The organism is Neobacillus sp. NPDC093127 (assembly GCF_044754175.1).
GTDB lineage: Bacteria > Bacillota > Bacilli > Bacillales > Cytobacillaceae > Neobacillus.
Genome location: NZ_JBIVOP010000008.1, coordinates 69,706 through 90,639, shown reverse-complemented (window position 1 = coordinate 90,639; position 20,934 = coordinate 69,706). Strand labels below are relative to the sequence as shown.

Genomic DNA, 20,934 nt, shown 5'->3' with positions numbered 1-20,934 from the left:
CTTTCGAAAAATTCTATATTTTACGGTTTCCGAAATAGTAGGCTTATGCAGAAGTGCATAAGCCGTAAAGTTCTTAATAAAAACTGCAATACCACCACCAGGCTCCGAAGATAAACAATAGAATAAAGAGAACGATTATGACTGCAATCCATACACCGGCACCGCCGGCATAGGGAGCAGAATATGCAGGATAAGCAGGATATGCTGGATAGGGTGCTGGACAACCGAAAGAATTTGGATAACCGTAAGTCATCAGGATTCCCTCCTTTATCCGTTTATTACAGGGTATGTGCCTGTTAAATTACTTGTATAGGCGGATGTGTTTATTCAGTGCAATTATTTGACAACAGTATCTGGACTGCGGTATAAGTGGATGGATAAGGATTCATAAGCGAATACCTCATAGATTAAGATTTTTTTCAGGAGGCACACAAGTGAAGGTTCAAATGAAAGTGATCATGGCTATTCTCACCGGAATATTATTAATCGCCTCAGGGTGCGCAAATAAAAGCGAGAATACTAAAAAAACTAATCAAGAAAAAAAGGCAGAAACAAATGCGAATTTTGAACTTGTCGAGACAAAATCGTTTAAGGTAAAAAATTTACGTGGAATTGGCTATCCAGGCAATGATAATGCTCTTTATCTGGCGGCAAATGACGGATTGAAAATGTACAGCGATGGAAAGTGGACGAGAACAACAACGAATCAACATGATTATATCGGTTTCCAAGCAATTGAATCCGGTTTTCTATCGAGCGGACATCCGCAAAAAGGGACAGGTTTTTCAGACCCGTTAGGTTTGGTCCAAAGTGCTGATAAAGGGAAGACACTAAAAAAATTAGCCTTCTATGGCAAAACGAATTTTCATTTCATCGCGGACAGTTTTTCTGGTGATGGGCTGTATGTAATCAGTGAACAGCCGGATGATGCCTTAAGCTTAGGCGTGAATTACTCAACCGATAACGGCGGTACATGGAAAAAGAGTGCCTTCAAGGATTTCAATGCGGATTCACTGGGAATGATCGCCGTGCACCCGAACAATGGTGCGATAATGGCGATGTCTACAAGATCCGGGATTTATTATTCCAGCGATAACGGAAACACAATGAAGCTTATAACCGAGCCATTTATGGTTACCGCGCTCACGTTTATTGGAGATTCCATTCTATTTTCCAGTGTGGAAAACGATAAAATCTTATTGAGTACTGTAAATCCTGAATCGGGAGAAAAGAAGAGCATCACTTTTCCCTATTTGGATTATGATAATCCGATTACTTACTTAACAGTGAATCCAAAAAACACGAATCAAATGGCATTCACAACCTATAAAAATGATCTATATGAATCCATTGATGGCGGCAAAAATTGGCGCAATCTCATTAAAGACGGCAAAACAGAGCAGGAATAGTTTACTGCTCTGTTTTCTATCCATATTTAGATTAGCCTTTTTTCTTCCGTTCCTTCTCGGCACGATAAAATTCGTGGAACATTTTCATCAGGGCGCGTTTCTCAATTCTTGAAACATAGCTTCTTGATATCCCGAGTTCTTTGGCAATTTCCCGTTGTGTTTTTTCTTTTTGCAAATCAAGGCCGAAGCGGCCAATTATGACTTCCTTTTCCCGATTATCAAGTACTTCGATATATTTTTTAATTTTCTCCAGTTCCATGTTAAGCTGGATCGTATCAATGACATCTTCGGATTCTGATTTAAGGACATCAATAAGCGATATTTCATTCCCCTCTTTATCCTGGCCTATCGGGTCATGCAGGGAAACATCCTTTTTCGTTTTCTTAAGCGCACGTAAATGCATCAGGATTTCGTTCTCGATACATCGAGCGGCATAGGTAGCGAGCTTCGTTCCCTTTCCTTCTGAGTAGCTCTCAATCGCTTTGATTAAACCGATGGTTCCAATTGAGATTAAATCCTCGGAATCCTCGCCGGTATTTTCGAATTTTTTCACGATATGTGCGACGAGGCGCAGATTGTGTTCAATTAACATATTACGGGCATGCGAATCCCCTTCTGCCATTAACCGTAAATACTTTCTTTCTTCTGCAGCAGATAGGGGTTGCGGAAAGGCATTATTCTTTACGTAGGAAACAAGGAAAAGGAATTCTTTCACTAAATAACCGAGAGCTGTTAAAATTCCAGACATATAAACCCACCCCCGTCTTTTTTTCTTTAGGACTATTGCCTATTAATAATTCCTATGAAGAAAACGGTAAATTGTGTCTGTCCAGAAAATTTTATTTAAGGAATGCAAAAAAAATGACCGCCGTTATCTTACATAAGCAGGTCATTTTTTCTTATCGTTTATACTTTTTTTAGTTTAAAGGAACTAACCATTAGGAATGATAGAATGATGATAATGAATAAGAACGTTTGGGATGGAACGTAAGGAATGGCCAAGAAGCTTAGGGTTGCCAAACACCCGGCAGCGGTAATCGGTAACCCGGTGAAATATCCATTGCTTTCGGTAATATTGAACCTCGCTAATCTGAATGCACCGCATCCGATGTAGAAAACAGTGAAAAATGATCCAGGTCCGCCAAATTCATTTAAAATTCCTTGGTATAGTAATAGTGCGGGTGCCACTCCAAATGATATAATATCACTCATGGAATCTAATTGCTTTCCAAGTTCTGATTCGATATTAAACTTTCGGGCAATCATACCGTCAAACCGGTCTGCTAAGGCAGCAATAAAAATGAGCAGCAGGCTTAGTCTTAAATTTCCATTTAGTCCGAACACAATCGCAAATCCACCTAAAGATAAATTTACTAAGGTTATCACATTGGCTGTTTGCGATTTAAGTTTTTTAATGGTTTGATCGAGTACGTTTAATAAATACATTCTCCACACCACTCCTTTTTTGGCTAATAGGAAAGTATAAATTTTTTCAAAATTTACACTTTCCTATGTCGCATAAGTGCAACTACGCCTCTGTCTTTGCCCTAACGGGCTTGCCAATCGGCGAGTTTTCTTTATATCAGGGAATAATTTTCCTTATTGTATATTATTTAATTCTAAGGCTTTTATGTCATTTCGTAAAGAGTATTTTTACACTATTTGGGGGTCTTTCAATGTTACAAACTGTTTATCGTCTTTTGATTGAGTTAACAAATGGAAGGTGGACATCCGTTGTTCTAAAGGGATTTGCTCGTTCACGGCTCAGTCGATTCATCGTACCATCTTTTGCAAAAGTTTATCATTTGAACCAAGAAGAAATGGAGAAGGGCTTGTCTGAATATCCCACCCTTCACGATTTATTTATTAGGACCTTAAAAAAAGAAGCACGCGAAATCGATCAAACGGATCATGCTGTTGTTAGTCCGGTAGATGCGGTTATCGAAGATGTGGGTCAAATAAGAGAAACAAGTGAAATCGTTGTAAAAGAAAAGACCTATTCTATTGAAGAAATGCTTGGAAATCAGGAGCTGTTAACAAAGTATTTAAATGGTACCTACATGATTCTTTATTTAAGTCCAAGTCATTATCATCGAATTCATAGTCCCGTAGATGGGCATGTCACGAAACAGTGGACGCGGGGAAAGAAATCGTATCCAGTTAATAAATGGGGGGTAAAGTACGGAGTTAGAACGCTGGCAAAGAATTACCGTGTCATGACGGAAGTGAAAACGGAGTTTGGACATGTAACCATTGTCAAGGTTGGCGCCATGTTTGTTAATTCCATCGAAACAACACATAAGGGGACAGAATTGGAAAAGGGCAGTGAAATCGCCTATTTTAGTTTTGGGTCTACTGTCGTTTTATTATTCGAAAAAGATATTTTCCAAATAGATCCATCCATTAAAACCCCGAAAGAAATTAAAGTTGGAGAAAAGATTGGGTTTTTAAAGAAATAAGAGGACAAAAAGAAAAGCCCTTAAAGGGCGCTTAGAAGATTATGAAGACCGCTTAATTTTATTGAATAAAGCACGCCGCTCTATTTCGGATTCAATGAGACCAATAAAATCTGGGCATAAGTTAAGCTCTCTTGCTTTAAAATAGGACTCAATTAATAATTCATCTGATAGTTTCCGCATGTCAGAATCCACCTCCAATTTGAATTTAATGGTTCTATTGTCTGAAATAGTAACATATAGTAGTATGTTCAATTCGTGTACCCTAAATCTACCAAATTTAAACGTAGAGAACAATCGTTCCAATTATCCACAGGTTCTAGTGGATAACTTGTGATTAAATTGTTTGTAAAGTTCGAAAATGTAAATGATTCAATGGGTATAATGTTAATAAGGTTATCCACAGGGCTTGAAGAAGTAGATGTTTGTCGAAAAATATTTTTTACTTTTCATAAAACAGTCATCTCCATTTCGCTTTTCTTTGAAACAATAGGTGAAATTGGTTATGATGTTACAAGTAAGAGACTCCTTTCTAAGAGTCGATTTTATTTAGAAGTAATGAGGTGTTAGCATAGTGTTAAAACAATTTTTACCGAATGAACATGTAAAAAGCATTCTGGATATATCTCCTGCGGAATTACAACGTAGAGGCATTAAAGGGATCATTACCGATTTGGATAATACGTTAGTAGAATGGGACCGCCCCAATGCCACTCCTGCATTGATAGAGTGGTTCGATGAAATAAAAAAACATAATATTCTCGTCACGATTGTTTCTAATAATAATGAAGAAAGAGTAAAGGCTTTTTCTGACCCTCTTCAAATCCCATTTATTTTTCGGGCACGAAAGCCGATGGCGGTTGCTTTTCACAAAGCAATTTCAAAAATGGGAATTAACAAAGAAGAGGCAGTTGTCATAGGGGACCAATTATTAACTGATGTACTAGGTGGAAACCGGGGTGGTTTTCATACCATTCTTGTTGTCCCTGTAGCGCAAACAGATGGTTTCTGGACAAAATTTAATCGCTTTGCGGAACGAAGAATCTTAAACTGGTTCCGCAAAAAAGGCATGCTGCAATGGGAGGATTAAGCTATGAGTGAACAACTAGATATTTGCATGGGCTGCGGTGTAAAAGTCCAAACTGAAAACCCGGAAATGATTGGTTATGCTCCTGCTTCGGCATTAGCGAAGGAAATGATTATTTGCCAACGGTGTTTTCGTTTAAAGCACTACAACGAAGTTCAAGATGTTAATTTAACCGATGATGATTTTTTGAAAATATTAAATGGGATTGGCAGGACTGACGCCCTTGTCGTAATGATTGTTGACATTTTCGATTTTAATGGGAGCTGGCTTCCAGGTTTGCACCGCTTTGTCGGTCAAAACAAAGTCTTACTGGTTGGCAATAAGGTTGATTTATTGCCGAAGTCTGTTAAGCATAACAAGTTAATTAACTGGATGAAGCATGAGGCAAAACAACTGGGGTTAAAGCCAGAAGAGGTGTTTCTTGTCAGTGCGGCTAGAGGGGTAAATGTGAAAGAAACAGCAGCAGCCATTGACGAAATGCGTAATGGCAAAGACGTTTATGTTGTCGGCTGTACCAATGTCGGGAAGTCTACATTTATTAATAGAATCATTAAGGAAGTAACCGGCGAAGCGGATGTGATTACGACCTCCCATTTTCCTGGGACGACCCTGGATATTATCAAAATTCCGCTTGATGATGAGAAATCATTGATTGATTCTCCAGGGATTATCAACCATCACCAAATGGCGCATTTTGTCGATAAGCAGGATTTGAAAATTATTACCCCTAAAAAGGAAATTAAGCCAAAAGTATTCCAATTAAATGAAGGACAAACCTTGTTCTTTGGCGGTTTAGCCCGGTTCGATTATATCAGCGGCGGCAGACGATCGTTTGTTTGTTATGTTTCTAATGAAATAAATATTCACCGGACAAAAACCGAAAATGCGGAAGAACTATATGATAAGCATGTTGGAGAAATGTTGACACCGCCGCGCCCGGAACAATTGGACTCGTTTCCGGAGCTGGTGAAACAAGAATTTTTCGTAAAAGAAGCGAAAACGGATATTGTTTTCTCAGGGCTTGGCTGGATTACTGTAAATGAGCCCGGGGCAAAAGTGGCGGCTTACGTACCAAAAGGTGTCCAATCGTTAATTCGAAAATCATTAATATAATGGTGGGGAGAACCAAGTGAAGAAGCTATTCGCGGTCTTAGGAGATCCAATCGGGCATTCGATGTCTCCAATCATGCACAATGATTTATTTTCTTTTTATCAGATAGATGCCCATTATCTTCCCTTTCAAGTAAATGGAGCGAATTTACACGATGCCGTCAAAGGCTTGAAAGCGATTGGGGCGGCAGGATTTAATGTCACCGTGCCGCATAAGAGTAAAATTATTCCCCTGCTGGATGGGGTAGATGAATTAGCCGCCAGTATTGGAGCGGTAAATACGGTGGTTAATGAAGGCGGCAAGTTGATTGGTTATAACACGGATGGCCCAGGTTTCTTAAAAGGATTACAGGCATACGGATCCAGTGCAGCAGGTCAAAAGATATTAGTGGTTGGCGCTGGCGGTGCTGCCCGGGCGATTTATTTCACTTTGGCTAAGGAGAACCCGATAGCGGTTGATATAGCCAACCGTACATTGGCAACCGCCTCGGAACTTATTAATGATTGTCCATATGGAAATTTCTCGAAGGCATTGACATTAGATGTGGCGGGCATTAATTTAGCGGAATATGATTTAATTATTCAAACGACGACGATAGGCATGTCGCCAAATACCGCCGAACAGCCGCTGAATTTGAACAATTTAAGTCAGCAGTCAATGGTTTGTGATATAATTTATAATCCGTTAGAAACGCAATTTTTACATGATGCACGTATAAAGGGAGCAAGAATTCAAAACGGAATCGACATGTTCGTTTATCAGGGGGCGCTCGCTTTTGAGAAATGGACCGGGATTTTCCCTGATGTTGAAAGAATGAGAGAAAATGTTTTGCAACAACTAGGAGGTAAGAAAAAAACATGTTAACAGGAAAACAAAAAGGATTTTTACGCTCAAAGGCGCATCACTTAGATCCGATTTTTCAAGTAGGAAAAGGCGGCGTAAACGAGAATATGATTAAACAAATAGCAGATGCGCTAGAAGCAAGAGAGCTTTTTAAAGTAAGCATTTTGCAAAACTGTGAAGAAGATAAGACCGTCGTTGCCGAGCAGTTAGCAGAAGGTACTGGTGCGGATATTGTGCAAATTATTGGAAATACCATTGTTCTCTACAAAGAGTCTGTGGAAAAGAAAACAATCAAACTTCCATAAGAGCAAAGGATGGCGAACGCATGAAGAAAGTTGGGATCTTGGGGGGAACGTTCGATCCTCCGCATTACGGACATCTTTTGATTGCAAATGAAGTTCTTGCTGCACTGAAGCTGGATGAAATTTGGTTCATGCCAAATGGCGAGCCGCCGCATAAGCAGAAAACAGGGTCGGTTACTAATGACCAGCGTGTGCACATGCTGAAGCTGGCGATTCAGGGGAATTCAGCTTTTAAAATTGAAACAATCGAGCTCAATCGTGAAGGTCTATCCTACACTGTTGATACAATAAAAATGATGAATACCGAATATACGGACCATCAATTTTTCTTTATCATTGGGGCGGATATGATTGAGTATTTGCCTAAATGGCACAAAATCGATGAGCTAGTAAAACTTGTCCAATTTGTTGGTGTGGAAAGACCCGCCTACAGCCATCAAACCGACTATCCAATCCTTTATGTGGACGTACCGGCAATCGACGTATCATCCAGTATGATTAGAGAGCGGTTGACAAGCGGTATGACGGTCCGGTATTTACTGCCAGATTCGGTTATCCACTATATCGAGGAGAATCAATTATATGGAACGTGAAGAGGCGTTAAAGCTCGTAAAGGAACAATTAACAGAGCATCGGTATCAGCATACGTTAGGGGTAATGGAAACAGCCGTCTCATTGGCTAGAATGTATGGTGCAGACGAGCAGAAAGCGGAATTGGCGGCGATATTTCACGACTATGCGAAATTTCGTCCGAAAGATGAAATGAGAGCAATTATTGCTAACCAAGGGTTTCCTCAGGATTTGCTCGAGTTTAATGCTGAATTATGGCATGCGCCAGTTGGAGCTTACCTGGTAGAAAAGGAAGCAGGCATCACTGACGGAGAAATTTTAGCTGCTATCCGTTATCATACATCGGGAAGAATTGGGATGACTCTGCTTGAGAAAATCATCTACTTAGCTGATTATATTGAACCGGGCAGGCATTTTCCCGGAGTTGATGAAGTTAGAGCGATGGCGAAGGTAAATTTAGATCAAGCATTAATAAAAGCAATGCAAAATACGATTCTATTTTTATTGAAGAAGAATCAAACGGTATATCCGGATACGTTTTACACCTACAATGACCTTATTAATAAACTGGAGGCTTGATGAATGAATAATCAAGAATTATTAAAAATTGCTGTTAAAGCAGCGGACGATAAACGGGCGGAAGACATCCTTGCTCTAAACATGCAGGGGATTTCTTTAATTGCCGATTACTTTATTATTTGTCATGGGAATTCCGATAAACAAGTGCAGGCAATAGCACGGGAAATGAAGGAGAAAGCACAAGAAAAGGGCTACGATGTGAAAAGAATGGAAGGCTTTGATGAAGCAAGATGGATATTAATTGATATGGGCGATGTGGTTGCCCATGTATTCCATCGTGATGAAAGAAGCTATTACAATTTGGAACGGCTTTGGGGCGATGCGCCGCTAGAAGATATTTTTAGTGAGCTGAATTCATGAGTTATCAGCAATTCGCTTACCTTTATGATGAGCTGATGAAAGATGCTCCATATGATGAGTGGGTGCGATTTGTTAAAGATATCCTCCAAAAATATCAGGTGGAGGGAGGACCTCGGCCACGGCTGCTTGATGTAGCATGTGGGACCGGGGAGCTTTCCGTCCGCTTTGCTACAGATGGTTTTCAAGTGACCGGTGTCGACCTATCTGAAGATATGCTGGCAGTAGCACAGGCGAAAGCGGAGGAATCAGGCGTTAGGATTCCCTTTTTTCAGCAAAACATGGCTGAAATGGAAGGCCCCGGAAATTTTGATGTGATCGGTATCTTTTGTGATTCTTTAAATTACCTGGAAACCGAAGCAGAGGTTATCGCTACTTTTTCAAATGTACAGCAGCAATTAAATGATGGTGGGATTTTCGTAGTCGATGTCCATTCTCTCTATAAAATCAATGAGGGTTTCATTAATCAAACTTTTGCCTTAAACGAAGAAAAGGTTTCCTATATCTGGAATAGCTTCCCTGGCGAAGCACCGAATAGTGTCGAGCATGAGTTAAGTTTTTTTGTTTTGGATGAACGTCTGGGAAAATATGACCGCTTCGATGAACTGCATTATCAACGTACATATCCAGTCCAGCAATATGAAACCTGGTTACTAGAAGCCGGATTTGAAGTACTTGAGGTTTGCGCTGATTTCGAACATACACAGCCAAAGCCCAGTTCAGAAAGAATCTTTTTTGTTGCCAGGAAAAATAAATGAGCCATCTTTTAAAAAAAGATGGCTTTTTTTTAAAATTCATGAAGGAATTTGTCAAATAAACACGAATTAATGATTAGAGAACTGTAACTCTACTTTATCCAGATCTTCTTTAAATTTTGCGTGTGTCGCCTGAAACAGGTGCTCAAATACGTCTCCAAGTTCGTTCTCCAGTACTTTTATACCTTCACCGGTTATTCCGCCTTTTACACACACTTTTTCTTGTAGTGATGGTAACGTATAATGCCCTTGCTTTAATAATTCACCAAGTCCAACAATCATTTCACTGGCAAATAACGTGGCAGTTTTTTCATCAATTTCTGTCTCCTTTACGGCTGCTCGGATGAACCTCTGAAGGAGATAGCTGAAAAAAGCCGGTCCGCAGCTAACGATATCTGAGGCAACCCTCGTTACCTTTTCATCAATATAAACCGGAACAGAAATCTTCGTGATTAATTGCTCTACTCTCACTTTCCACAGGTCGCTGCAATTTTCTCCATAAGTAATCAATGACACCCCGGATAACGCACGATTGGTGATGCTTGGAATCACACGGACAGTAGAACAGGATACCTTTTGTTCAAGTTGGCCTGTACTGATAGGACTCGTTATCGAAATAAGACATTTTTCTCGACCTAATTGGGGGTGTATTTCATCGAGGATTTTAAATACATCTAATGGTTTTACACATAAAAATAACAAATCGGATTGTGCCGCTACTTCTTCTGCATTTGCCCCAACCCTAATTTCTTTATATTTATTTTTCAGCTGCATGGCTTTTGAAATGGTTCTATTCGTGATCATCATGGAAGAAGGGGAAATGGCTTTTCCGTCAATTAAGGCTTCCACCACAATACTCCCCATATTACCGGTACCGATAATACCTATATTCATTTTCCGACCCTCCTTCACAAGCAATATTCTTTAATAACCATATGAAAACGAGTAATAAAATATACCTTTAGAAAGGATGGATTCATATGAAAGACTGGGTAATTGAACACAAATTTTATCTAATCATTGCTGTTTTACTTATTTTTGGGAGCTTTTATTATTTCTATGTTTATGTTGATGAAGAACTTCCACTCAATTCCTCCATTAGTCAAGTAGACAATAAGCAGCTGTCCGACGCTAAGAATGCTGAAAAGAAAGAGCTGCCGGAAAAGATTATGGTTGATGTTAAGGGGCAGATCAAACTGCCAGGGGTTTATCTATCCAATTCGGGTGAACGGGTTATCGATGTGATTAACCGCGCAGGGGGATTAAAGGACCAGGCAGACCAAAGTCAGGTGAATTTTGCCGAGCATGTGCATGATGAAATGTTGATATATATACCAGCCATCGGCGAGGAGGGGATTTCGGCACCTGTCACATCAGGGGGAGCCCCGATGACATCATCGGGCGGCGCAGGTAAAACCCAAGGAAAAATTAATATCAATAAAGCGACTGAAAGTGAATTACAAACCCTGCCCGGAATCGGTCCGGCAAAAGCGGCAGCCATCATCGAGTATCGGAATACAAGCGGTCCATTTAAAGCGGTGGAAGATATTAAGAATATAAGTGGCATTGGAGATAAAACGTTTGAAAAATTAAAGGATTCGATTGCCGTTCATTGATTCTTGATTGTCTAGCCCCAGGCACGTCGTGAGCTGAGCAAGGCGCTTGGGCTTTTCTTATTGACCGGATCATCCAAGCCAGCTTACACTTAAATCAGAAAATTTTTTAAGGAGTGGGAGAATGTGAACCGGATTTCATGGGATCAATATTTTATGGCACAAAGTCATTTACTCGCTTTAAGAAGCACATGTACAAGACTGACGGTTGGGGCGACGATTGTCAGGGATAAACGAATCATTGCTGGCGGCTACAATGGGTCGATAGCCGGAGGAGACCATTGTATTGATAAAGGATGCTATGTTATCGACAATCACTGTGTACGGACAATTCATGCGGAAATAAATGCGCTCTTACAATGTGCAAAATTTGGTGTGCCAACATCCGAAGCGGAAATTTATGTGACTCATTTTCCTTGCCTCCCATGCTGTAAGGCACTTATCCAAGCAGGGATTAAAACGGTTTATTATGCGATGGATTATAAAAATCACCCGTTTGCCATCGAACTATTTGAACAAGCAAATGTGAAAACAGAAAAGGTTGAGCTAATAGAACAGGTTATCGATTTTCGAAAGATTAATCAGTAATTCCTCTAGAATGACGCCGGATATTCCGGCGTTCCACCCTCGTTAAAAAAACTACTAATGGAGAATAATCATGAATGGAAAATACTTTTATTTCGCTCTTGCTGCCATTTTGGGTGTCCTGTGTTCTCTAGTTACGTTTCTTCCTTTTTTTCTGCTGTCTATCCTTTATCTTTATCTGCTAAATAAATTCAAACGATTTGAAAATAAACACCTATTCGTAGTAATAATTATTTTTGTGACATTTTTGTTTTTGGCAGGGCGGACAGAATTAGATAATAAATCCGTAATTCCCGAAACTACCACTGATTTCTATATCGAATTTAACGACAATCCAAAAATTGATGGCGACCTCCTGCAGATACAGGCAACCGAAAAACAGTTCAAGGAAAAGCTAATCATCCGTTACAAAATAAAATCGGAAGCAGAACAAGAGTCGTTAAAGAGTAAAAGCTTCTACAATTGTTCGTGCCAGGTGTCAGGCACCATGAAAAAACCAGCCGTCGCAAAAAATCCAAATGGCTTTAATTACCGTCAATATTTAGCTTCGAAGGATATTTATTGGATTGTTGAAATCCCGGGAAATCCGCTTCAAAATTGTTCCCCGATGAAACCCTCTCCAATGACCATGATGAAACAACTTCGCTTTTTAGGAATTCGTTATCTTGAGGCTAATTTTCCAATCGAAATTGCTTCACTTTCTGCAGCCTTAATTTTTGGTGACCGCAGTATGCTTGACCCTGTTTTATTGGGAGATTTTCAAAAAACAGGTATCGTCCATTTGTTAGCGATTTCAGGCCTTCATGTTTCGCTGTTAGTGGGAATGGTTTTTTATTTGGGAATTCGAATCGGATTGACGAGACAGTTGATGATGAATTTCCTGCTGCTGATTTTACCTGTCTATGTCATTCTTACCGGTGCCTCTCCATCGGTAATCAGGGCGGTCTTAATGATTTATCTTGTTTTACTAACCGTTAAGTGGAGAAGCAAACGAAAGCTCTTACCGATTGATGCAATAAGTTTAGCGTTCATGATTTTTTTGTTTTTTTCCCAAAAGGTTATTTTTGATATTGGCTTTCAACTTTCCTTTTCGGTAAGTCTGGTGATTATTTTCTCTGCGCCGATTATTTTGCGCCGTTTTCAAAACAATGGCGCGCGAATACTAGCTACCTCAGTAACGGCTCAATTAGCAGCCCTTCCATTTTTGTTCTATCATTTCTTTGAAATGTCGATGATAGGGATTGCAGCTAATATGTTATACATTCCGCTTTTTTCGTTTGTTTATCTCCCAGGCTTATACCTCTTGTTTATCGTTCAAATGCTATTTGGAAACACACCACTATTTCTTTTAACTATTTTCAAAAAAATAATATACCTTTCCGATTATCTTATTGGCTATTTAGCCCATTTTTCATTCGCTTCTTTTGTTCCTGGTAGACCGAACATCATTCAGCTAATCATCTACATCGTTATCATCATTGCTATTTTTTACATCTGGGAAGCTAACGCGTATCCAAAAAGGAAAACCCATTTGATTTATTTAGTCGTTTTCCTCTTTTCCTTTCAACCTGTCTGGAATTGGCTGAACCCCTTTGGTGAAGTGACGATAATTGATGTCGGACAAGGGGACAGCAGTTTGATATATCTTCCCCACGGGAGGGGAACCTATCTCATCGATACAGGGGGAACGATGACGTTTGGCGAAGAAGAATGGAAACACCGCTCTAAACCGTTTGAAGTCGGCAGGGATGTCGTTGTTCCTTTGTTGAAAGGAAAGGGAATCACGAAAATCGACAAACTCATCCTTTCCCATGGGGATATGGACCACATCGGCGGGACCTTTTCGATTTTAAAGGAGCTTCGTGTCAAACAAATCCTGATGCCTTCTGTCGTTGCTCCATCAGAAACGGAAATAAGAATTATTCAGGAGGCGGAAAGGAGAAAAATCCCAGTCATAAAAGTATCGGCGGGGGATCAATGGAAAAGTGCAGGAAGTAATTTTAATATCCTATCACCTGAAAAAAATTTTAGTGGAGAACGAAACAGCGGTTCAATCGCTTTAGTTGCGCAAGTAGGGGGAGTTACCTGGTTTTTTGGCGGCGACCTTGACCAAGAAGGAGAAATGAAAATCAGCAAACAATATCCTAATTTATCGATTGATGTATTAAAAGCCGGTCACCATGGAAGTAAAACCTCAAGTGCAGAAGCTTTCATCAAGCAAATAAAACCGAGTACAGCGTTAATTTCGGCGGGTGAAAGCAATCGGTACGGTCATCCACATCAAGAGGTCTTAGAGCGTTTGAGAGAAACGAACACGACAATTTACCGGACGGACCTTCAGGGGGCAATCACCTTCCGTTTTTATCGAAAGAATGGAACCTTTTCGACCTATCTGCCATAAGATGTATTCAAAGTAAAAAAGGCCGCCAAATGCAGCCTCTTAGATTACACATATGTAGCCAATTATTTAAGAACCGATTAGCTTAACGACTGTTGCAATAATAAACATTAAAGCAAAAAAACCAAAGGAAACCCCAAATCCTACTCCAGAATCAATTGCATCGTTCCGTTTACTTACAGGATTTTTTTCAAATTCGTTCACAGTCTACCCCTCCTATTTCATCATATAGTATAAGCCATTTGATTGAAAAAATCCAGCCTGCCTGTGGAAAACGCAGAGAGTCACAAACCGGCCTTTTAGATGCTTTCCTATACTGACAAGAGTTGTCAAAATAGTTTGACTCGAGGCAGGCTACACTATGGTTACAAAGGAAGGAACTCCGCTCGGCAGCTTAGAACCTAGGTCTAAAAATTGCCGGGCGTTCATTATAAATCGGGAATTGGCACTTTTTTGAAAAGTTGCTAATTCCCTTTAAGTACTTGTCAAATTGTCCAAGCTTCTTTACGATAGATGTGAGTGAAATGAAGGGGAGCGCGGACAATGGTATTAGATATTTGGCGGAAAATTAAACAAAGGGATTTTGCTCCTATTTATTTATTATATGGAACAGAGGCATACTTAATCAACGAAACGAAACAATTACTGCTGAACGAGGTATTAACCGAAGAAGAGAAGGATTTTAATTTTTCCGTTTATGATTTAGCGGATACACCCATCGATGTAGCGTTAGAGGATGCTGAAACCTTTCCATTTTTCGGCGAAAGAAAAGTAATCTTTTTACATAATCCGGCCTTTTTAACGGCAGAAAAATCAAAAGAGAAGATTGAACATAATTTAGCGAAATTTGAAGCCTACTTGAAAGAGCCAGCGCCCTATACGGTAATGGTTATTTCTGCTCCATATGAAAAGTTAGACGAACGAAAAAAAATTACGAAAGAATTGAAACGAAATGCAGAATTAGTTGAAGCGAAAAAATTAAAAGAACACGAATTAATCAATTGGGTAAAGAATCGGGCGAAGAGCAGCGGGATCGAATTTGAACCCAACGCGATTGAGCACTTAGTGGCGCTTGTCGGAACAAACATGTTTATGATTACAAGTGAAGTCGATAAATTAGCTTTATATGCCGCAGACCAAAAAAAAATTGATGTGAATTTGGTGGAAAAGTTAGTTTCCCGCTCGCTTGAGCAAAATATTTTTACCTTAATTGAAAAAGTGGTTCAGCGTAAACTTGATGAGGCATTACGAATTTATTATGATTTATTAAAACAAAATGAAGAACCCATCAAAATTTTGGCGCTGCTTGCAGGCCAGTTCCGGTTAATTTATCAAGTGAAGGAGCTTTCAAGGAGAGGGTACGGGCAGCAGCAAATTGCAGGTTACCTGAAAACACACCCGTTCCGCGTCAAGCTTGCACTCGGCCAGGCGGGTAAATTCAGCGATGAAGAATTAACCCGCCTAATGGAGATGCTTGCTGAGGCGGATTATCAAATGAAAACTGGCGGTATGAATAAATCTTTACTGATTGAGATGTTATTGTTTCGGTTAAAGAAGTAAAAAAAAACGATTCCTGTTAAGGAATCGTTTTTTTTCGTCAACGCATTTTAATTATAGTGCGTTCGCTTTTTTCATAAGACGTGATTTTTTACGAGCAGCAGCATTTTTGTGGATTAGACCTTTTCCAGCAGCCTTGTCCAATTTACTAGCAGCAGTTACTAATGCTTCCTTCGCAGCAGCAGCGTCGTTAGTAGTAACAGCAGCTTCTACTTTCTTAACAGCCGTACGCATTGCGGATTTAGCAGTTGTATTTTGAGCATTTTTCGCTTCATTTGTTTGTACACGCTTAATAGCAGATTTAATGTTAGGCATTCCATTCACCTCCTACAAAGAATCGAGACTATATGAACTCGACTATACATTCATCAATAATAATAATTCAGAACAAGAAGTATTTTATCAAACAGGAGCCTATATTGCAATACACAATTATTAAGGATAACAATTTTCCTCTGCATGTTTTGGAATGAGAAGGGGAAAAATAGGAAATAGTTTCTATTTATAGGAGATTTCATAATAGGAGTGAATCGTAATGGGTGAAGCAATTGATTTAAGTCAGTATTCGGTGCGAACTGATTTGGCGATTGAAGCAAGGGAAATGGTCCTTGCTGGCAGAGGCGGAACAGTCGGGCAGGAGGAAAACCTTTCGCAAATCGAAGGTGTCATCATCAAGGAAAAAGATGTTGATGATATAAAAATTTCATTAGTTGAAGTTACCAAGCAGGGCGAGCAGCAGCTTGGAAAAAAGGCAGGCAGATATTTAACCGTAGAGGTCCAAGGAATCCGCCAGCAAAATACGGAGGTTCAGCAAAAGGTTGGCGAAGTTTTTGCAAGTGAATTTTCTCATTTTTTAGAAGGGAGCGGAATTAAAAAAACTGATTCCTGTCTGGTTGTCGGTCTTGGGAATTGGAATGTAACCCCAGATGCACTTGGACCGATGGTTTGTGAAAACTTGCTTGTCACTCGTCATTTATTCCAGCTTCAGCCGGAAAATGTCGAGGAAGGATATCGCTCCGTTAGTGCCCTTTCACCGGGTGTAATGGGACTGACCGGGATTGAGACCAGCGATATTATTTTTGGCGTAGTTGAAAAAACAAAACCGGATTTCGTGATTGCGATTGATGCGCTCGCATCAAGATCAATTGAGAGAGTAAACTCGACGATCCAAATATCCGATACCGGTATTCACCCTGGTTCCGGTGTCGGCAATAAAAGGAAAGAATTAAGTAAAGAAACATTAGGTATTCCCGTCATCGCCATCGGTGTTCCCACAGTGGTCGACGCTGTTTCGATTACAAGTGATACGATCGATTTCATTTTAAAGCATTTCGGAAAAGAGCTTAGGGAAGGAAATCGTCCTTCAAGGGCACTTGCCCCAGCTGGAATGAGCTTTGGCGAAAAGCGCAAGTTAACGGAAGAGGATTTGCCTGAAGAAAAGCACCGGAAAACCTTTCTTGGCATGATTGGCACATTATCGGAGGATGAAAAAAGGAAGTTAATCTATGAGGTCTTGTCGCCCATTGGCCATAATTTAATGGTTACTCCAAAGGAAGTCGACGTTTTCATCGAGGACATGGCTAACCTGATTGCCAACGGTTTAAACGCTTCACTCCACAGCGCAGTTGACCAAGAAAACGCAGGGTATTATACAAGATAGTCCAATTTAATAAGGGACCAGAATTCGTAAGGTCCCTATTATATCGCAATTTAATGGTTCTATCGATTCTAGTAATGTCATAAGATTTACTAGAATTCGAAGCGGGGTGGAACCATGAAAAATACTAGAACATCAGGCACGTTTATGATTGTCCAAGGGACAAGCATTCTGAAAATTTTCGCTGCTCTTTCATTATTTTTGATATTGGTCTTTTCGATAAGCGGGCTGTTAACCTCGTTAAAGCCGCAATTTCGACCTATGTCTTCTTCAGTCAATCAGGCTGCTACAAATGTCAACGGTGAACTGCTATATCAATTAATGGGCTGGGAAAATCATCATTTTTTGAAGGCGGAAAACAATTGGAACCCGACGCCTAAGCTAAGCAGTTTGGTATTTAAGCTAGCAAGCAATATTAATCTAAATGATCCGCGAAGTCTTCTTGGCAGGGAGCTGCCCGGATTCTTTCAATTCGATGGAAAAATTGTTGTTGCAGGTGAAGGGACGAATTATACGAATATGCCGATTGAATCGGCACCTCCAATAGAAATTATGAAAGCCGAACGAGAGGCGTCCTTGGTGAATTTAGAGGGATTAGATAAGCCTGCAGAAGAGAAGCCTCCAATCGCATCTGGGCAGACAACAGGAAAACATAAAGTGGTTTATCTTTACTTTACACATAATCGCGAATCCTATATCCCATATCTAAAAGATGTTAACGATCCTGACAACGCTTACCATTCACAAATTAACGTGACAAAAGTTGGCGACCAATTAAAAACAAGTTTAGAGGACAGAGGAATCGGTACTTTTGTTGATAAAACGGATGTCCAGGCGAATTTAAATAAAAAAGGGTTAAATTATGCAAAATCATACCAGGAATCACGCTTAGTTGTTCAAGCCGCCATGACTTCGAATCGTGATTTACAATACTTTATCGACATCCATCGAGATTCAAGCCGGAGAGAAACGACAACCGTTTCGTTAAACGGAAAATCCTATGCCAAACTTGCCTTTGTTATCGGAGGTAAAAATCCGAATTATGAAAAGAATCAACAACTTGCAACTGAACTCCATAACCTTTTACAAAAAAAATATAAGGGCTTAAGCAGGGGAGTCATTGTGAAGCCTGCTGGTACAGGAAACGCAATCTATAACCAAAATCTATCTAAAAATGCCATATTGATTGAATTCGGCGGCGTCGATAACACATTTGAAGAATTAAACCGTTCGGCTGAAGCACTCGCTGATGTGTTTAGTGAATATTACTGGCAGGCAGAAAAAGTGAATCAAAATGTTGACCAATCGACTGACAAACAATAGTAGTAAGGGAGAATTCCTATGAGGATGTTTATGGTAAAAAGCTTATGCATCGCCGCGCTGATGTTAATCTCTGTTTTAACAGGAATGCAATTAGCCAATGATGGGATTCATAAAATGAAGGGCTATGATGATGCTAACTTTCAAAATGCGGTTTCTATCCAAGAATCCGGAGATCATATAAGTGCCTCCATTCTTGGAAATGATATCTCCAGTCATGACATTGCTGCGAAAAAGAAAAGATTAGAGGAAATCAGTGCGTTTAACTTCTTCTCATCGATGGGGAAGAAACTGTCAGACGGGATTTCCGGCGCCTCGGAAAAACTGATTCAGCTGATAACAGATTAATAATAAAAGCGGCTCCATAATGGTGTCGCTCCTTTTCTGCTTTTAAAATTTATTGAATCTTGATTTCTCTGCTGATATAATCAAAAATAGTGTAAATGTGCGAGTATAGTAGGAGTGAACTACCATGAACAGAGAAGATAGACTCAAACGACAAGCAAAAATAAGAAATTTCTCGATTATTGCCCATATCGATCACGGGAAATCAACATTGGCGGATCGAATTTTAGAAAAAACGAATGCCTTAACTTCCCGTGAAATGAAAGACCAGCTCTTAGATTCAATGGATCTTGAAAGAGAACGCGGGATTACCATCAAGTTAAATGCCGTCCAGTTAAAATATAAAGCAAAAGATGGAGAAGACTATATTTTCCATTTAATTGACACACCGGGACATGTCGATTTTACGTACGAGGTATCGAGGAGCCTTGCTGCCTGCGAAGGGGCTATTTTAGTCGTTGACGCTGCACAGGGAATTGAAGCACAGACACTAGCGAACGTGTACCTTGCCCTTGATAATGACCTTGAAATCCTACCGGTTATCAATAAAATCGACTTGCCAAGTGCGGACCCGGAGCGGGTGCGTAATGAAATTGAGGATGTTATTGGTTTAGATGCCTCTGAAGCTGTTTTAGCCTCTGCAAAAGCAGGAATCGGCATCGAAGAAATCCTTGAACAAGTCGTTAAAACAGTCCCTGCACCAACAGGAGACCCTGAAGCCCCATTAAAAGCGTTGATTTTCGATTCCTTATATGACCCTTACCGCGGCGTAGTCGCTTATATTCGGGTTGTCGATGGATCCGTTAAAGTCGGTGACAAAATAAAAATGATGGCGACTGGAAAAGAGTTTGAAGTAAATGAAGTAGGTGTTTTTTCACCGAAAGCGACAATGCTTGATGAATTAACCGTCGGTGACGTGGGTTTTTTAACAGCAGCGATTAAAAATGTCGGCGACACTCGTGTCGGTGATACGATTACAAATGCGAAAAATGGAACAACTGAACCGCTTCCAGGCTATCGAAAGCTTAATCCAATGGTCTACTGTGGACTTTATCCAATTGACACGGCGAGATTTAATGACCTGCGTGAAGCGCTTGAGAAGCTTCAATTGAATGATTCGGCGCTTCAATTCGAACCAGAAACATCCCAGGCCCTTGGATTTGGATTTCGCTGCGGCTTTTTAGGACTTCTTCATATGGAAATTATCCAGGAACGGATTGAGCGGGAATTCAAGATTGATTTAATTACCACAGCGCCAAGCGTTATCTATCATGTCCACATGACTGATGGATCAGAAATCAAGGTGGATAACCCATCCAACCTGCCAGATCCTCAGAAAATTGACCGTGTTGAAGAGCCATATGTAAAAGCAACCATGATGGCGCCTAATGATTATGTCGGGGCAATCATGGAGCTTTGTCAGTTAAAGCGCGGAATCTTTATAGATATGCAATACCAGGGGGAAAACCGGGTAAGTATTATCTATGAAATCCCATTAGCAGAAATCGTGTATGATTTCTTTGATCAATTGAAATCAAGTACAAGAGGTTATGCCTCTTTTGATTACGAACTGATTGGTTATAAACCGTCGAAGCTGGTAAAAATGGATATATTGCTAAACACTGAAAAGGTTGATGCCTTAAGCTTTATCGTTCATAATGATTTTGCTTATGAACGCGGGAAAATAATCGTCGAAAAGCTAAAGGACTTAATTCCAAGGCAGCAATTTGAGGTTCCGATTCAAGCAGCGATTGGACAAAAAATTGTCGCCCGTTCAACGATTAAAGCAATGCGGAAAAACGTATTAGCGAAATGTTATGGCGGGGACATCTCCCGTAAACGTAAATTGCTTGAGAAACAAAAAGAAGGTAAGAAACGGATGAAACAAGTTGGCTCCGTTGAAGTACCACAAGAGGCATTTATGGCCGTCTTAAAAATGGACGATAACAATACTAAGAAATAAGCTGTGTTAAAGAATATTGTTGATTTT

The 20,934-nt window shown here is 40.0% G+C and carries 24 protein-coding genes and 1 pseudogene; 18 read left to right on the top strand and 7 right to left on the bottom strand.

The window, feature by feature from the left end:
• Window positions 1-73: 73 nt before the first annotated feature.
• Window positions 74-253, bottom strand: coding sequence for a hypothetical protein (locus ACIQCO_RS13015; protein WP_400429077.1), 180 nt, complete (start codon window positions 251-253; stop codon window positions 74-76).
• A gap of 181 nt (window positions 254-434) precedes the next feature.
• On the opposite strand from ACIQCO_RS13015, the gene ACIQCO_RS13010 reads away from it, so the two are divergent.
• Entirely contained in the window at window positions 435-1,409 is a 975-nt protein-coding gene (locus ACIQCO_RS13010; RefSeq protein WP_400429075.1) for a F510_1955 family glycosylhydrolase, read from the top strand.
• A 31-nt stretch (window positions 1,410-1,440) separates the two neighbouring features.
• Here the strand turns inward: ACIQCO_RS13010 and sigK are convergent, their stop codons facing one another.
• Together sigK and pssA are read right to left on the bottom strand one after the other, a co-directional pair.
• Complete coding sequence (gene sigK / locus ACIQCO_RS13005) at window positions 1,441-2,157, bottom strand: RNA polymerase sporulation sigma factor SigK (protein ID WP_400429073.1); 717 nt, start codon at window positions 2,155-2,157, stop codon at window positions 1,441-1,443.
• A 158-nt stretch (window positions 2,158-2,315) separates the two neighbouring features.
• Window positions 2,316-2,855: a CDP-diacylglycerol--serine O-phosphatidyltransferase gene (gene pssA, locus ACIQCO_RS13000; RefSeq protein ID WP_400429071.1), complete on the bottom strand. Its 540-nt coding sequence runs from the start codon at window positions 2,853-2,855 to the stop codon at window positions 2,316-2,318.
• A 230-nt stretch (window positions 2,856-3,085) separates the two neighbouring features.
• On the opposite strand from pssA, the gene ACIQCO_RS12995 reads away from it, so the two are divergent.
• Complete coding sequence (locus ACIQCO_RS12995; RefSeq protein ID WP_400429069.1) at window positions 3,086-3,868, top strand: phosphatidylserine decarboxylase; 783 nt, start codon at window positions 3,086-3,088, stop codon at window positions 3,866-3,868.
• A 39-nt stretch (window positions 3,869-3,907) separates the two neighbouring features.
• Here ACIQCO_RS12995 and sda read toward each other — a convergent pair whose 3' ends face one another.
• Entirely contained in the window at window positions 3,908-4,048 is a 141-nt protein-coding gene (gene sda, locus ACIQCO_RS12990; RefSeq protein WP_400429068.1) for a sporulation histidine kinase inhibitor Sda, read from the bottom strand.
• 391 nt (window positions 4,049-4,439) lie between these two features.
• On the opposite strand from sda, the gene ACIQCO_RS12985 reads away from it, so the two are divergent.
• The 8 genes from ACIQCO_RS12985 to ACIQCO_RS12950 are packed head-to-tail and all read left to right on the top strand — an operon-like array spanning window position 4,440 to window position 9,472.
• A complete protein-coding gene (locus ACIQCO_RS12985) occupies window positions 4,440-4,955 on the top strand; it encodes a YqeG family HAD IIIA-type phosphatase (protein ID WP_400429066.1) in 516 nt (171 codons plus the stop codon).
• A gap of 3 nt (window positions 4,956-4,958) precedes the next feature.
• Entirely contained in the window at window positions 4,959-6,065 is a 1,107-nt protein-coding gene (gene yqeH, locus ACIQCO_RS12980) for a ribosome biogenesis GTPase YqeH (protein ID WP_400429064.1), read from the top strand.
• 16 nt (window positions 6,066-6,081) lie between these two features.
• Window positions 6,082-6,927 (top strand): shikimate dehydrogenase, encoded by an 846-nt coding sequence (aroE, locus tag ACIQCO_RS12975; RefSeq protein ID WP_400429062.1) that lies wholly within the window; start codon window positions 6,082-6,084, stop codon window positions 6,925-6,927.
• Complete coding sequence (gene yhbY / locus ACIQCO_RS12970; RefSeq protein WP_387315718.1) at window positions 6,921-7,211, top strand: ribosome assembly RNA-binding protein YhbY; 291 nt, start codon at window positions 6,921-6,923, stop codon at window positions 7,209-7,211. Before aroE ends, yhbY begins: the two co-directional genes overlap by 7 nt.
• A gap of 20 nt (window positions 7,212-7,231) precedes the next feature.
• The gene (locus ACIQCO_RS12965) at window positions 7,232-7,801 is read left to right on the top strand and encodes a nicotinate-nucleotide adenylyltransferase (RefSeq protein ID WP_400429060.1); all 570 of its coding nucleotides are present in this window, start codon (window positions 7,232-7,234) and stop codon (window positions 7,799-7,801) included.
• Window positions 7,791-8,357, top strand: a complete 567-nt coding sequence (yqeK, locus tag ACIQCO_RS12960) for a bis(5'-nucleosyl)-tetraphosphatase (symmetrical) YqeK (RefSeq protein WP_400429058.1) — start codon at window positions 7,791-7,793, stop codon at window positions 8,355-8,357. Before ACIQCO_RS12965 ends, yqeK begins: the two co-directional genes overlap by 11 nt.
• Window positions 8,358-8,360: 3 nt before the next feature.
• Window positions 8,361-8,717, top strand: a complete 357-nt coding sequence (gene rsfS / locus ACIQCO_RS12955; protein ID WP_400429056.1) for a ribosome silencing factor — start codon at window positions 8,361-8,363, stop codon at window positions 8,715-8,717.
• Window positions 8,714-9,472, top strand: a complete 759-nt coding sequence (locus ACIQCO_RS12950; RefSeq protein ID WP_400429055.1) for a methyltransferase domain-containing protein — start codon at window positions 8,714-8,716, stop codon at window positions 9,470-9,472. Before rsfS ends, ACIQCO_RS12950 begins: the two co-directional genes overlap by 4 nt.
• 66 nt (window positions 9,473-9,538) lie before the next feature.
• Here ACIQCO_RS12950 and comER read toward each other — a convergent pair whose 3' ends face one another.
• On the bottom strand, window positions 9,539-10,363 hold the full coding sequence (comER, locus tag ACIQCO_RS12945; protein ID WP_400429053.1) for a late competence protein ComER: 825 nt from the start codon (window positions 10,361-10,363) through the stop codon (window positions 9,539-9,541).
• An 86-nt stretch (window positions 10,364-10,449) separates the two neighbouring features.
• Here comER and ACIQCO_RS12940 point away from each other — a divergent pair, with 86 nt between their 5' ends.
• The 3 genes and pseudogenes from ACIQCO_RS12940 (at window position 10,450) to ACIQCO_RS12930 (ending at window position 14,068) form a co-directional block, all read left to right on the top strand.
• Window positions 10,450-11,085: a helix-hairpin-helix domain-containing protein gene (locus tag ACIQCO_RS12940; protein ID WP_400429051.1), complete on the top strand. Its 636-nt coding sequence runs from the start codon at window positions 10,450-10,452 to the stop codon at window positions 11,083-11,085.
• 123 nt (window positions 11,086-11,208) lie between these two features.
• A pseudogene (locus ACIQCO_RS12935) lies at window positions 11,209-11,655 on the top strand (ComE operon protein 2); the annotation flags it as partial.
• An 85-nt stretch (window positions 11,656-11,740) separates the two neighbouring features.
• Entirely contained in the window at window positions 11,741-14,068 is a 2,328-nt protein-coding gene (locus ACIQCO_RS12930; RefSeq protein ID WP_400429049.1) for a DNA internalization-related competence protein ComEC/Rec2, read from the top strand.
• A gap of 66 nt (window positions 14,069-14,134) precedes the next feature.
• On the opposite strand, the gene ACIQCO_RS12925 is transcribed toward ACIQCO_RS12930, so the two are convergent.
• Window positions 14,135-14,269 (bottom strand): YqzM family protein, encoded by a 135-nt coding sequence (locus ACIQCO_RS12925; RefSeq protein WP_400429048.1) that lies wholly within the window; start codon window positions 14,267-14,269, stop codon window positions 14,135-14,137.
• Between the two features lie 339 nt (window positions 14,270-14,608).
• On the opposite strand from ACIQCO_RS12925, the gene holA reads away from it, so the two are divergent.
• Entirely contained in the window at window positions 14,609-15,625 is a 1,017-nt protein-coding gene (holA, locus tag ACIQCO_RS12920) for a DNA polymerase III subunit delta (RefSeq protein WP_400429046.1), read from the top strand.
• 51 nt (window positions 15,626-15,676) lie between these two features.
• Here holA and rpsT read toward each other — a convergent pair whose 3' ends face one another.
• Entirely contained in the window at window positions 15,677-15,937 is a 261-nt protein-coding gene (rpsT, locus tag ACIQCO_RS12915) for a 30S ribosomal protein S20 (RefSeq protein ID WP_400429044.1), read from the bottom strand.
• A gap of 220 nt (window positions 15,938-16,157) precedes the next feature.
• On the opposite strand from rpsT, the gene gpr reads away from it, so the two are divergent.
• From gpr to lepA, 4 genes are all read left to right on the top strand, one after another.
• Entirely contained in the window at window positions 16,158-17,282 is a 1,125-nt protein-coding gene (gpr, locus tag ACIQCO_RS12910; protein ID WP_400429042.1) for a GPR endopeptidase, read from the top strand.
• Between the two features lie 114 nt (window positions 17,283-17,396).
• On the top strand, window positions 17,397-18,602 hold the full coding sequence (gene spoIIP, locus ACIQCO_RS12905) for a stage II sporulation protein P (protein ID WP_400429040.1): 1,206 nt from the start codon (window positions 17,397-17,399) through the stop codon (window positions 18,600-18,602).
• A gap of 30 nt (window positions 18,603-18,632) precedes the next feature.
• The gene (locus ACIQCO_RS12900; protein ID WP_400429039.1) at window positions 18,633-18,947 is read left to right on the top strand and encodes a DUF3679 domain-containing protein; all 315 of its coding nucleotides are present in this window, start codon (window positions 18,633-18,635) and stop codon (window positions 18,945-18,947) included.
• A 124-nt stretch (window positions 18,948-19,071) separates the two neighbouring features.
• Complete coding sequence (gene lepA, locus ACIQCO_RS12895) at window positions 19,072-20,907, top strand: translation elongation factor 4 (protein WP_400429037.1); 1,836 nt, start codon at window positions 19,072-19,074, stop codon at window positions 20,905-20,907.
• Window positions 20,908-20,934 lie beyond the last annotated feature (27 nt).